General features: G+C 46.8%; 11 protein-coding genes. 1 reads left to right on the top strand and 10 read right to left on the bottom strand.

The annotated features are described in order from the left end of the window. Window positions 1-19 precede the first annotated feature (19 nt). The 8 genes from ACE3MZ_RS03595 to ACE3MZ_RS03560 all read right to left on the bottom strand — a co-directional run bounded on the left by ACE3MZ_RS03595 (window position 20) and on the right by ACE3MZ_RS03560 (window position 10,582). Complete coding sequence (locus tag ACE3MZ_RS03595) at window positions 20-1,858, bottom strand: hypothetical protein (protein WP_411345146.1); 1,839 nt, start codon at window positions 1,856-1,858, stop codon at window positions 20-22. 558 nt (window positions 1,859-2,416) lie between these two features. Beyond that, complete coding sequence (locus ACE3MZ_RS03590; RefSeq protein WP_411345145.1) at window positions 2,417-2,920, bottom strand: hypothetical protein; 504 nt, start codon at window positions 2,918-2,920, stop codon at window positions 2,417-2,419. Window positions 2,921-3,318: 398 nt separating this feature from the next. Then, complete coding sequence (locus tag ACE3MZ_RS03585) at window positions 3,319-5,007, bottom strand: glycerol-3-phosphate dehydrogenase/oxidase (protein WP_411345144.1); 1,689 nt, start codon at window positions 5,005-5,007, stop codon at window positions 3,319-3,321. 312 nt (window positions 5,008-5,319) lie between these two features. Then, entirely contained in the window at window positions 5,320-6,312 is a 993-nt protein-coding gene (locus tag ACE3MZ_RS03580; RefSeq protein ID WP_411345143.1) for an ABC transporter substrate-binding protein, read from the bottom strand. 347 nt (window positions 6,313-6,659) lie between these two features. Next, complete coding sequence (gene glpK / locus ACE3MZ_RS03575; protein ID WP_411345142.1) at window positions 6,660-8,153, bottom strand: glycerol kinase GlpK; 1,494 nt, start codon at window positions 8,151-8,153, stop codon at window positions 6,660-6,662. Window positions 8,154-8,221: 68 nt separating this feature from the next. Continuing rightward, on the bottom strand, window positions 8,222-9,043 hold the full coding sequence (locus ACE3MZ_RS03570; protein ID WP_411345141.1) for an MIP/aquaporin family protein: 822 nt from the start codon (window positions 9,041-9,043) through the stop codon (window positions 8,222-8,224). A 329-nt stretch (window positions 9,044-9,372) separates the two neighbouring features. Beyond that, window positions 9,373-9,927 (bottom strand): glycerol-3-phosphate responsive antiterminator, encoded by a 555-nt coding sequence (locus tag ACE3MZ_RS03565; RefSeq protein ID WP_411345140.1) that lies wholly within the window; start codon window positions 9,925-9,927, stop codon window positions 9,373-9,375. Between the two features lie 43 nt (window positions 9,928-9,970). Then, the gene (locus ACE3MZ_RS03560) at window positions 9,971-10,582 is read right to left on the bottom strand and encodes a DJ-1/PfpI family protein (protein WP_411345139.1); all 612 of its coding nucleotides are present in this window, start codon (window positions 10,580-10,582) and stop codon (window positions 9,971-9,973) included. Window positions 10,583-11,132: 550 nt separating this feature from the next. Here ACE3MZ_RS03560 and ACE3MZ_RS03555 point away from each other — a divergent pair. After that, on the top strand, window positions 11,133-12,089 hold the full coding sequence (locus ACE3MZ_RS03555) for a bile acid:sodium symporter family protein (protein ID WP_411345138.1): 957 nt from the start codon (window positions 11,133-11,135) through the stop codon (window positions 12,087-12,089). Window positions 12,090-12,241: 152 nt separating this feature from the next. Here ACE3MZ_RS03555 and ACE3MZ_RS03550 read toward each other — a convergent pair whose 3' ends face one another. Both ACE3MZ_RS03550 and ACE3MZ_RS03545 read right to left on the bottom strand, forming a co-directional pair. Further along, the gene (locus ACE3MZ_RS03550; RefSeq protein WP_411345137.1) at window positions 12,242-12,700 is read right to left on the bottom strand and encodes an RrF2 family transcriptional regulator; all 459 of its coding nucleotides are present in this window, start codon (window positions 12,698-12,700) and stop codon (window positions 12,242-12,244) included. Between the two features lie 297 nt (window positions 12,701-12,997). Beyond that, window positions 12,998-13,681 (bottom strand): hypothetical protein, encoded by a 684-nt coding sequence (locus tag ACE3MZ_RS03545; RefSeq protein WP_411345136.1) that lies wholly within the window; start codon window positions 13,679-13,681, stop codon window positions 12,998-13,000. Between the last annotated feature and the right edge of the window lie 55 nt (window positions 13,682-13,736).

Genomic DNA, 13,736 nt, shown 5'->3' with positions numbered 1-13,736 from the left:
TCTAGTCATTCTCTCAAGATTACACAGACGACGTACACAGCGGTACGAAACGAAAAATAAACGTCAATGCTTCTTCCGCTCCCGGCTTTACCACGTCAAAATCCACACTGTACCATACCGTATCCACCCCAAAATGATCGCGATACCGCTGCGGCGTAACAACAACCTGACAGCGCTGCGGATCATACTCCACTTCCACCTGCCCGTGTTCTCCCGATAAGATCACTGTTCCCTCATTCACCGCCAATTCAGGCTGCTTCCATGTGACAAAGCGTTCACGCCAACTGCTCGGCGTTCCATCGTACACATAAGAGTCGGTCAGCTTCACATAAGGTTGTGCTCCTTTGTGCCAGATCAGTGAGCGTGTCAGTGATTGGAGCTGCGGAATATCGTAAGCACCATTTAACTCCACTGTCCATTCGTCACGCTCCGCGCCAATCTGCGCATGCAGCACCTCCGCCCGATAGGCAGAACCTGCACATTGCAGCTGCCCATTTATCATCGGCACGCTATGCCCCTGCGAGCCATTGCAATCATACGCATATCGTCCTTCGCCAAAATAAGCCGCTGTATATTCGCCACTACCCAGATCAGCCAAATACACCTCGCCATTCACGCACCAGATGAACTGTCCCAGATCATTGTGATTGTGCGGTTCATCATTATGACCGCCTTTGGCTGCAAATCCATATCGATGATCCCCACCATGATGCCGTGAGATTAACCAGCTCGCATCTTGTAAATAATAACTGCCGTCCTGCCAATCGTGTACGACTGGTGCTTCCATCGTCCAGAGTAGATTGCGCAGCGCGGGCGCCCAGCGACTGCAATGATCCTCGCTGTATGTCGCGCGCAGATGCTGCGGCGGTAATTGCACCGCAGCATATTGCTCCGCTAAATAGTGGGACAGCCCCATATGTACATGCACATGCGGTAGCGAATCTGAGAAATTCGCCACTAGACTGCCATCGAGAAAGCATGTTTGCTGAAATGTAGCGATACTTGCCACTTTCTTATTCTGAAACCAATCCAGCTCCCCATCGCTACGCTTGCGCAATAAATCCGCATAATATACAAAAAAGCCAAATCCATAATTCCAGTACCCTACACCTTCCAGACAAGCACCATCCTCGCCAAAGCCGTCCAGATAGCATTCCATACTATGCTGCGTTTTGACCAAAATATCCGCTAATCGCTCCGTATCATCCAGCAATAACAATGCCGCTGCACCGATCGAGCCAGCACATACCGCCGCCCAGTTATGACGCGCATTCTGCCAATGATACGACCGTTCACTCAGAAATGGCTGGAATATACGTCTCTCCACTTCATATGTAATTCGTTCCCGTAACAAGCGGGGCAACCGTTCGCCCAACAGCAGCATAATCTCTGCCAGCGCAAAGCAAGTTTCAGCAGCAAACAGATCGATCTGCTGCGCAATCTCGGCTGGATGATGATCGGCAGCAACATGCGCAGGCAAGCACCATGTATATTCATCGCAAATCGCCCATAACATATCGTGCAGCCGTTCCATATATCCACTCTGCTCCGGTTCCAGCAGCGTAAGCAACGCATACGTATTCAATCGACAACGCCGCTCAAAATACACATTTTCATATTCCAAGCGCGAGCCTTTTTCCGCAAAGATCGCAAATAGCGTATAGGTTAGCTCTGGAATATGCTGTCCCCACATTTGCTCGCCTGTATCCACAATCTGCTGAATATCCTTCGCCACTACAGTAGAATGTCGTAATTCATACCAATACGTCTCATGCGGTTTGCCACGATAATACCAGCTTCGGTCTGCCGATCGCATGCGAGAACTGTATTCCAGTAACCGATCACGATTCATTTCCATGCTGTGTTCCCCTTTCAACATGCTGCGTAACAATGACCTATACCTTATCCGTAAAATAGATCAACGAATATAGAATCTTCGCTCTATGGCGGTCATTGCTCTATAGCAGTCATCCCTTGCAGAGTTATTTGTAAATAAACAAATCGCATACATACATCCCATAAATTAGACAAACGCTATAAATAGACAAACCGTAGTACACTCTATCATCCTCTTGATATAGCACTCTTATCCTCATTATAGAGAAAGCGTTTACAGTTTGCTTGATACGATTTTGCTGAAATTTGCTGCTATTTTGACTTTCTATACTTTTTCGATCATCCTACAAGCCCAAACACCAACATACAAATCACAACACCAACGTACAAAAGAAAAACACCACTATGCAAAAGAGCAGGATCCGAATACAAAGAAAAGGCACCAAATTCTCCACAGTTGGAAGTCTTTGATGCCTTTTTATGTCTAGAATTTTCTATGTCTACATCTTTTGCTATATCTGTCTCTGCTGATCATTGTCATCTACTGCATCTACAGCCGATGGCATTCACCACAATCGACTTACCACTCTTGCTTGCGATTGAAAATCAACCAGCCGCCACCGAGCACTAGCGCCATCGCGACAAGTGGCTGTACGAACACGAAGCTCGACAGCACCGAATCGATAGAAAATACCGCGAAAAATAGCAGCGACAGCACAGTTAGCAGATTGATCGGAATCAACAGCCATTTGTTACGCGTACCGAACCAGTACAATTCAAACAACCCTGCGGCTACCGCGAGAATAAAGCCCGGCCACATCACATGCCACAATCCGAACATCTGCGCAATCTGGCACGTCAATCCGCTTACTAGCAAAATCCCGCCCGGTACAACGAGCCATAATGCTTGGCGTCCAATCAGCGAGAATACCATCCAGTGCAAAAACAAACTGAGTGGAATGATAAACAAGGTAGGCCAGAAGATCGCAAAAATCGTTCCAGCATTACCCGAGCCTCCAGGATTCAAAAATAAATATACGCCCAGCAGCAGCAAAACCGGTGCAATAATCGCCCGTTTGATCATATGTATGCTCTCCTTTTCCATATTTTGCATTCCTGATGCAGTCAGCATACCACATCCGTCAACATCCCACTTCCGTCCGCAGGGAACGCGTAACCTAGACTTTAGTCGGGGATACAGATTTGCATGTGCTTTTTACTTACTCTCTACTATCCAGTATTTGCTGTCTACTTGCTGCTTTGCTACTTGCTGTCTACTGTGTGCATATAATAACCGTATTCAAAAAGTCATATTCAAATGCTCGATTACGTATCATATGCTATGTATTACAGTAAGAATGATCAATCAGCGATAAACGAATAAAACAGACAACGGTTGATGCACCGCTGCCTGTTTTTGTTCTTACAATATTGTTCATCTATTGATTGTTTCTCAGTTTGTTATTTCTCTGACTAAGTGCCTTATACTGCAAATTCGCTTGTCGCTTCTGCATCGGACGGAACGACCGCATCGTGCAGCTGTGCTTCCAGCTCATCTATATAACGGCGTTTTTGCTCAGCATTCCAATCCAGACGTTTCGCCATATAGTCGATGACCGGTTGTTTCCATTGTTGCACCCAAGCAATATTGAAGAACAATGCGCCAGTACGACGGATAAAGAAGTCAACCGGTTTAAAGGTCATTTCCTCTTCAATCGCATACGCGATACGTACACGTACATCTGCTGGCAGACCGAGTTCATCGGCAATCTCGTCTTTGCGATTCACCAGTGCGAACAGCTTGCTCACGTTCGAGCCGTAGAAGCTGGACAGATGTTCTGCTTCTTTGCGAGTCAGACCAACATTCGCACCCGCTTCCGTATGCTGACGGATAAATGCTGGCAGACCCGCAGATCCGCCTACATTACCACCGGAGATGGACATATGCTTCGTTTGCGACGGTTTGAATGTTTTGTTTTGCTCTTTGCCAAGCAATTCGGCAGCCAGATCGACAACCATTTCTGCCATTTTGCGATAACCCGTCAGCTTACCGCCTGCGATCGTGATCAGACCGCTATCGGATTGCCAGATTTCATCCTTACGGGAAATCTCGGATGGTGATTTGCCTTCTTCATGAATCAGTGGACGTACACCAGCCCAGCTGGATTCCACATCTGCTGCGGTTACTTTTACACTTGGGAACATGTAATTGATCGCTTCGATAACATAATCGCGATCCGCTGTCGTCATACGCGGATGCGCAGGATCGGCTTTGTATACCGTATCGGTCGTACCGACATACGTTTTACCATCGCGTGGAATCGCGAATACCATCCGACCATCTGGTGTGTCAAAATAAACTGCTTGCTCCAGCGGGAAACGGTCATGGTCGATAACGAGGTGAATCCCTTTGGTCATTTGCAGGGTTTTGCCTTTTTTGGAGTTGTCGATTTTGCGCAGTGTATCGACCCATGGACCTGCCGCGTTGATCACTTTGTGTGCATAAATCGAATATTCTTTGCCGCTAATGGTGTCTTTGACTTTTACACCTTTCAGCTTGCCATTTTCATAAATGAAGTCCGCCGCTTTGGCATAATTGACTGCCAGTGCGCCGCGTTCTACTGCTTCTTTGATCACTTCAATGGTCAAGCGGGCATCGTCAGTACGATACTCGACATAATAGCCGCCGCCTTTGAGACCATCTTGTTTTACAAGCGGTTCTTTGGCAAGCGTCTCTTGCACGCTCAGCATTTTGCGACGTTCGCTGCTTTTAACACCAGCGAGGAAGTCGTATACGCGCAGACCGATCGATGTACTGAAGCTGCCAAACGTTCCGCCCTGATGGAACGGTAACAGCATCCATTCTGGTGTCGTTACATGCGGACCATTCTCGTATACAATCGCACGTTCTTTCCCAACTTCGGCAACCATTTTCACTTCAAATTGCTTCAAATAACGCAGACCGCCATGAACGAGTTTGGTTGAACGGCTAGATGTACCTGCCGCGAAATCTTGCATTTCTACTACGCCGACATTCATGCCGCGTGTTACTGCATCCAGTGCGATCCCGGAACCGGTAATACCGCCGCCGATGACCAGTACGTCCAGTGGTGCACTGCTCATTTGTTGTAATGTTTCTGCCCTGTGTTGTGCGGAAAAAGAAGTACTCATATTGTATTGCCTCCCTGATTATGATGTGAATATAAATGTGAACTCAAGATGGCAAGGTCCTGCATGTGCAGGATGCCAATTTGCATATTATTCCAATTAAAGTCACGAAAAAAGAGACCACGAAATGTACACCGTACCGGCAGTGAACCGGGTGTATTCGTGGTCTCTCCAAAGTCTAATGACGTATTTATTAACTTGTTAACGTTATTATAGCATACTCATGTGAGCAAGGCAAAGAAATCGTTAAAATTTTACAAAGATTTTAATGCAACGTCAACGATGATAGAATCGGTTGCCAATCAATCGGAAGCTTTACGCGCCAGTCAGACTTTTCACGATGAAATCAAGCTGTGCATCCATCGAGATCGGATCATTGAAATAGTAAGCGACCGGATCGATTTTGAATACATGCTTTTCTTTGACTGCAGGTAGCGATTTCCACAGGCTGCTATCATACAGCGTCGAACCCGTCGTCTCGCCATCGCCACCCCATGGTGCGGTGAAGATGTAGTCGCCCGCAAAGTCAGGTACATTTTCCAGCGAAATGTCTACATACCCCGGTCCATTATCGACTGCTTCCTTCTGTGTTGCTTCTGTGCCTTTCAGACCAAGCTCCTGATAAATGATCTCGCCGCCGCGTCCGTAGCTATCGCCCATCACGTACACGCCTTTGGCATACGGTTGCAGGATGGAGACGGTTTTGTCGCCAACAGCTGCTTGTACGTTTGGTTTTGCTTCGGCAATTTTGCTTTCCCAAGCAGCGGCAACTTCTTTGGCTTTGTCCTCGGTGCCCGTCATTTTGCCGAATTCTTGCAGCTGTTCTTTGTACGTGTATTGTCCGTATTTGATCGCTACTGTCGGTGCGATTTTTTCGTAATTTGCCAGATTGGCATCGCCATCCCAGACGACGATCAGATCAGGATCGAGCGCCATTACTTCTTCTACTTTCGGCGTTTCGCCCAGATTGGTCATGTCGGTTGTTGTGCTTTTCAGCATCTCACTGGAAAAGACATGATCGACTGTAGCGATCGGTTGCAGACCAAGAGCAACGAAGAAGCCGTAATAACTGTCCGCCAGCACAACGACACGCTTCGGATGGCTAGGTACTTCTACTTCCCCATTGGCTGCTTTATAAGTAATGGTTGTATTTTGTGCTTCTGTGGAAGATGCTGCTTCATTACTTCCTGTTGTTGATGTAGAGGCACTGCTCGACTGCGACTGCGTTTGTGCCTGACCACATGCTGCCAATACCCCTACTAGCAGAATCGTCATCAGGATCATACTGTACTTGCGAAATGTGTACATGGTTTAACCGCCTTTTGTATCGTAATTGATAAAGATAATCATTTTCATTTGTCATAGTATCACACAACTTTAGCGATTGCACGATCTGTTTTGTGAATGATTGATGAAGATGATAGCAATATTTAGCAGAATGATGAATAGGAGCATAGTGCATCGTTTGCATAGTCGCATATCTATTACGCTTGGCAGAATAGAACACGTATACATAACAAAAAGCCTGTCATCCGCGAAGGGATCACAGGCTCTTTGCATTCTCTAAATAAAGCATAGCATGTTGCTACTGTATTGCGCAGATTCCTATCATACGGTATGAAGTTATTCTGCATATGCATACAGCATCATCCAACTTATTTGAATGCCATCGTTGCGTGAACTGCTTTTTGCCAGCCAGCATACAGTTCTTCGCGGCGTGCTTCTTCCATTTTCGGATCAAATTGGTCAACGAGATCTTCGTGTGTGGACGCAATTTCGTCCAGACTTTCCCAGAAGCCGACTGCCAGACCTGCCAAGTATGCTGCGCCGAGTGCTGTTGTTTCGTTAACAGCCGGACGCTCAACCGGTACGCCAAGGATATCGCTTTGGAATTGCATCAGGAAGCCATTTTTCACGGCACCGCCATCGACTTTGAGCGAATCTACGGTTACACCGCTGTCGCTTTCCATCGCTGTCAGTACGTCTTTCGTTTGATACGCCAGGGATTCCAGTGTTGCACGGATAAAGTGCTCTTTGCTTGTACCGCGAGTCAGACCGAACGCTGCACCGCGTACATCGCTATCCCAGTACGGGCTACCAAGACCAACGAATGCTGGTACGATATACACGCCATCTGTCGATTCGACGCGGGACGCATAGTTTTCGCTTTCGGAAGCATCGCGGAACATACGCAGACCGTCACGCAGCCATTGGATTGCCGAACCCGCTACGAAAATACTACCTTCCAGCGCATAGCTGATTTTGTCGCCAACACCACAAGCGATGGTCGTGATCAGACCGTGCTCGGAACGGATTGGCTCTTCGCCGGTGTTCATCAGCATAAAGCAACCCGTGCCGTACGTATTTTTAACTGAGCCTTTTTCGTAACATGCTTGTCCGAACAGAGCTGCCTGCTGGTCACCTGCTGCACCGGCGATCGGTACATTTTGACCAAAGAAGTGGTAATCTACAGTGTGCGCGTACACTTCGGAGGAAGGACGTACTTCTGGCAGCAGGGAAGCTGGAACGCCCAGAATGTCGAGCAGTTCTTCGTCCCATTTCAGGTCAAAGATGTTGTACATCAGAGTACGGGATGCGTTGGAGTAGTCAGTCACGTGCGCTTTGCCGCCGGACAGTTTCCAGATCAGCCATGTGTCGATCGTTCCGAACATCAGCTCACCGCGTTCTGCACGCTCACGCACGCCGTCCACATTGTCGAGAATCCATTTTACTTTTGTACCGGAGAAGTAAGGGTCCAGCAGCAAACCGGTTTTTTTGCGGAATGTTTCTTCCAGACCTTGCTGTTTCAGTTCGTCACAGATGTACGCGCTTTGACGAGATTGCCATACGAGTACGTTATATACCGGGTCACCTGTTTTACGATCCCAGATGACTGTTGTTTCGCGTTGGTTCGTAATACCGATACCAGCGATTTGCGAAGGTTTTACATGAGATTCGGACAGAACGGAAGCGATAACTGCCAGAATGGAACTCCAGATTTCATCCGCATTTTGTTCAACATGACCCGGTTTCGGGAAGTATTGCGGAAACTCGCGCTGTGCCATGTAGGCAATCTCGCCTTTTTTGTTAAACAAGATTGCGCGGGAGCTGGTTGTACCTTGATCAAGTGCCATAATATATTGTTCCATCTGAAATATCCTCCTCGAAATGTTCGTTCAATTTGCAATATCGTAATTTGGACTATCGGGTAGTCCAATCAGGCAGCAGCCCGTTTGGATTCCGTGCGTTCAATTTTGCGTCCGTTCAGGTACGCCAGCAGCAGGAAGACGAGTGTAATACCCAGTACAACCCACAGCATTGGTGCACTTTGACCGAGGAATACATTTTTGTAGAACAGCCCGCCCAGGGAACCGCCCAACAGTGGAGCGACAACCGGAACCCAAGCATATTTCCAGTTGGATGGACCTTTACCAGCGATTGGCAACAGGAAGTGCATCAGACGCGGACCGAAGTCACGAGCAGGGTTGATTGCATAACCTGTTGTACCACCGAGCGACAAACCGATACTAACGACAAGCAGACCAACGATCAACGGATGAAGACCTTGTGTAAATTCGTTTGCACCCATGGACAACAATACCATAACGAAGATGAATGTACCGATAATCTCACTCAGCATGTTGCCAACTGGATGTTTGATCGCTGGCGAAGTAGAGAATACGCTCAGCTTGGTTGCCGGATCTGGTGTTGCACCCCAGTGAGGCAAGTATTGGAAGTATACCAGTAACGCACCAGCCATCGCACCGATAATCTGTGCAATGATGTAGCTCGGCACTTGACTCCACGGGAAGTCGCCGTTAAACGCCAGCGCCAGTGTAACTGCCGGGTTCAAATGTGCACCGCTGACGCTACCTACTGCATAAACTGCCATCGCTACTGCAAGACCCCAACCAGCACCGATTACGATCCAGCCGGAATTTTGGGCAAACGATTTGTTCAGTGAAACGCCCGCGCACACACCGCCACCCAGTGCAATCAAAATCATTGTTCCTACTAATTCAGCCAAAAACGGTGACATGAACAAAACCTCCATTCGATTGTGAGAAACAGATTGTTACACCTGTTGCATTAAGTAATTTGACACATATAATGTAAAACTCAGCTGATGGTTATACAGGTTGTAAGAACACAAAAGAGCCATCGCAAATCTCCCCCTGATCATAAAGGGGGTTCTGCGTGGCTCTCCTGTTCTCCGTCACATGTATTAACTTGTGTTCATCATATCGTAACATGTAAGCGGTGTCAATATGATTTTTTTCATTTGGTGTTCATGAAGCGTTTCAAAAAACGCGATATAATGAAGCTTCTATTTTTAAAACGGGCAATCAACATGCCCTACTCGGGGCATCATTTGCGATAATGGTTGAATAATTCCTGATTCGATGTAGTGACCGCTGTCGCTCCTGCTTGTAGCGCACGCTCCACATCGTCTACCGTTCGAATCAATCCACCAGCAAATACAGGTACACCAGCGCGCGCGACCACTTCCTTGATCATATGCGGCACTACGCCGGGGAGTACTTCGATATAATCAGGCTGTGTCTTTTCCAGCAATGCATAACTTTTCTCAAGGGCGATTGTATCCAGCATAAACACACGCTGGATAGCGATAACGCCTTTTTGTTTTGCCTTCATGATGACATTGCCGCGTGTAGAGATGATGCCATATGGCTTGATCTCCTGACACAGGTATTCGGCGGCATACTCATCGTTCTTAAGTCCGTGCACCAGATCGGCATGCAGAAACATCTGCTTGTTGTTGGCATTTGCCATTCGGTAAATACTTTTCAGCTGCGCGATATGGGTATCGAGAAATACCCCATATTGATAAGGGCTATCCAGCAATTGATCAAATTGCTTCATCGTTTTGGCGGCTGGTAAAATAGACTGTCCCTGAAACATCGTAATCACTCATTTCGTTATATTCAAACGCTGTATGGATCTATTACTCGCTGGCTTGCCAGTCGTATTCCATCCGTTTGGCGGTTGTATTCGCTGCGTCGGTGCCGAGGTATCTGCCGACCAGATGCAGCGACATATGAATGCCTGCCGAGATGCCGCCGGATGTAATGATCCACCCCTGATCGACAAACTTTACGTCAGATTGTACGTCGACCGCCGGATAATCCTGCTCCAATCGTTTCAGATCCATCCAGTGGGTTGTTGCCTTGAGACCGTCAAGCAATCCTGCTTCTGCCAGCAACAATGCGCCGGTACAGACCGAGGCAATCTGTACGCCAGCAGATGCATACGTTTTGATCCATTGCAGTACGTCAGGCTTGCGAATCTCAAGCTCTTCCGCACCATATCCACCGGGAATAATGAGCAGATCAATCGCCGGCAGACTGTCAAAACTATGCTCCGGCTGCACCTGCAAGCCATTGCGCGCCGTGATCATCTGCCCATCTGCGGACACGGTATTCACTTTGAACCCTTTCACGCCCGGTTCGGTTTCCGCGATAGAGAACACTTCAAACGGACCTGCAAAATCCAGCACCTCCACTTCATGAAACAAAAACAATCCGACCTGATGCGGTTTATATACTTCTTCTTGCATCTTTACTACCCCTTTCTTCTCTAGCGTGCGCATGGCTCTTTGCTTTTCAACCGGCTTGTATCGTAGGCACAATACTATATGGTGGACTCTGGATGTATATATCATGTACCGGCGATATATGTGAATTCATTGTTGTCATCGTGATCTAAGAAGGTTTGGTATGGCTGCATATAGTAGTTGATTATAGGCACTTAGCGAGCTAAAAGCATGGCGATTTGTAAAGCTACAGTAGCTATTTTAACTATATCGCCTTTTTTGCCAAATTGCTCTGTTCTATACAAAAAAGAGGCTTTGGCGTTGTAGCAATGGCAAAGCTTGTTGCAGCATGAATGTAGATTTTCCAGTTATTGAGGGTATAAAAGGTAGGATTTTGTGCACAACAGACAAAGAATGAGGGGTTAATCTCTGTATTTTTTGACATGTGAACAATGGTGATGTCAGATATTATATAGTAAAATTCTGGTTACTGCTGTTTTGTGCGGTGACGCGCTGATCTGTAGGATAACAGATCTGCAATAGACAGGGAAATGGAAATGAAGGAGAGTTACATATGAATGCAATTGCTAGAGTCAGTAAGTTTGTCGGAGATACGTTTTCCGTCTGGGTCATTTTATTCGCGTTGTTAGGATTCTTCTTGCCATCGTGGTTTATCGGGTTAAAAGGGCAAATTTCATTGCTGCTCGGTATTATTATGTTCGGCATGGGGTTAACATTATCTTCTGCCGATTTCCGTGAAGTATTCCGCCGTCCGCTGGATGTGGCGCTCGGTGTCATCGGTCACTATATCATTATGCCGCTACTGGCATTCGGTCTAGCGGTGACGCTCAATCTGCCGCCGGATATTGCGGTCGGTGTCATCCTCGTCGGCTGCTGCCCAAGCGGTACGGCATCCAATGTCATGACCTATCTTGCCAAAGGTGATGTAGCACTCGGCGTCTCCATTGCCTCTGTATCCACGTTAATCGCACCGCTGGCAACACCGGCGATGATCTCGCTTCTTGCTGGTCAATGGATGCATGTAAGTGCAGGCAGTCTGATTCTGGATATTCTAAAAGTCGTAATTGTACCGATCATCCTCGGTGTTATTGTCAAAGCGCTGTTCCGTAAGCAAGCCGAAGCGGCGACAGTTGCCTTGCCATTCGTATCGACGCTGGCAATCGTGCTGATCGTGGCGATTGTCGTCGGTCTGAACAAAAGTCATATCGTCGAATCTGGTCTGCTGATCTTCGCAGTCGTTATTTTGCACAATGGCTTAGGTTATCTGCTTGGTTATCTGTTCGCCCGTCTCGTCGGCATGGACCCAGCTAAACGCAAAGCAATTGTATTTGAAACCGGAATGCAAAACTCTGGTCTTGGTGCTAGCCTGGCAGCAGCACATTTCAATCCACTGGCAGCAGTACCAAGTGCAATCTTCAGCGTGTGGCATAATATCTCCGGTTCGCTACTCGCAACGTGGTTTGCTTGCCGCGCCGCTCGACGGGAAAAAGAATCTCTCCCCCTACAATAAAGCGCAAATGATGGCCATAGGATACGTTATATACGATATCCATAGTAGGAATCGCCATTCTATAAACTTAACGTTAGACATGCAAAAACCCTGTTGTTGCGATTGCTTTTCGCTTCAGCAGGTTTTTTGCATGTTCCCGGACGTTCAGATCGTCAGTCCTGAAGTTCCAGTTGACCTGCCTCCATTTTCTTTCTATCGTTGGCATCGTGCAGCAGATCAGATAACGTATAATTGCGTAAATATTCGATAGCCTGAAGTTCAGCATCCAGCATAATACTGCCCAGCGCATCGCTAAGCGGTGCACAACCGGATTTGACCTCTTCACGGTTGGCTTGATCCTCAGTACGAATCGCCTGATAAATATCCGCCAAAGTCAGCGAATCAGCAGGAATACGTAATGAATACCCCCCATCTCTACCTTCGCGCGTATCCACAATCCCGTGGTTAGCCAGTGTTGCCAGAATTCTTCGCAAAAAGGTGGCATGCGATTGAACTTGCGTGGCAATCACCGAGCTGGATACGGTTCCCCCATTGTGTGCCAATCCGGCTAAAGCGTGTACTGCGGTGTTGAATCGTGCAGGACCAATCGATCTGGTTCTGGATACAGTCATAGCGTTCCCCCTTCTAGTTCTTCATCTCAGATTTTAGCTCAGCTATTAAGTTAAGGCAACATCAATTTATTCAACCTATAGTTCGGCAAAGAGTAGGTTCGCGCGACTATGATTAGGGAAACCGCTTGATGTATCCCTTTACCCACTGACTGGCTTTTATAAACGAAAACAAAAAATGCCTTTGGTTTTTGGTGCATGGCGACTGGGTTCATGGATCGATTTCATTTTTGCTCAATTCGTCAATGAATCGTTTCGTGGATTATGTTGCAGTTTGTGTTGACTTGAACGTGATTACTTTTACTTGAACGTGATGATGTTGGTTGGCTTGTTCATTTTGGCATAGACGATAAGAGCAATGATCTGAATAGGCAGAATTGCATATGAATATTGAAAGAGTACGATTCCCAGCAAAGGGGCACATAATAATGACAAAGTAGCAATCCAATTAAGTGTTGTAAGTTTTCTCAAGCTCTTTTCCAGATATAACGAAACTACAGCCGCTCCTATACTAAAACTAAATAATATAGATAGAAATAATAAGGCAATATTCCATTTCGTTAACGGATCGGTATTTAGCATCACTCCAATTCCAATGACTACAGACAATAGAATCCATACCGTCAAAATAACAATCGGCTTAAACGGCTTGAACAGATTCATCACAGGTTGGAATACACCGCCAAACGCCTCTTCTGGCACCAATTTATCTTTTTTCTTATGCAGCTTGTTCATCTCGACCGTAATGAGAGGAATGAGCGTTTTGATCATATCGATATCTGTTGTTCGGTAATACTCACGAATCATCAATTGCGCGCTCTCACCCATATGTAAACGAATCTCTGCCAGTTGATGAAATAATTCCTTTTGCGCATCTGGTGTTGGATAATGTCCAACATAAGCAATTTGCGCTTCCAGACGGGCGTACATTTTCAGTTTATTTTCTACAGTAGTAATCTTGCCCTGTTCCTCACTTGTGACCATCACTTTACATTCTTTGTACAGCCATATGAATAACGGCAGCAACAAAGAGATATAC

Origin of the sequence: Paenibacillus sp. WLX1005 (genome assembly GCF_046603685.1) — a bacterium.
In the GTDB taxonomy this organism is placed as follows: domain Bacteria; phylum Bacillota; class Bacilli; order Paenibacillales; family Paenibacillaceae; genus Saccharibacillus.
The sequence above is the reverse complement of the archived record's forward strand: the minus strand, read 5'-3'. Positions and strand labels throughout refer to the sequence as shown.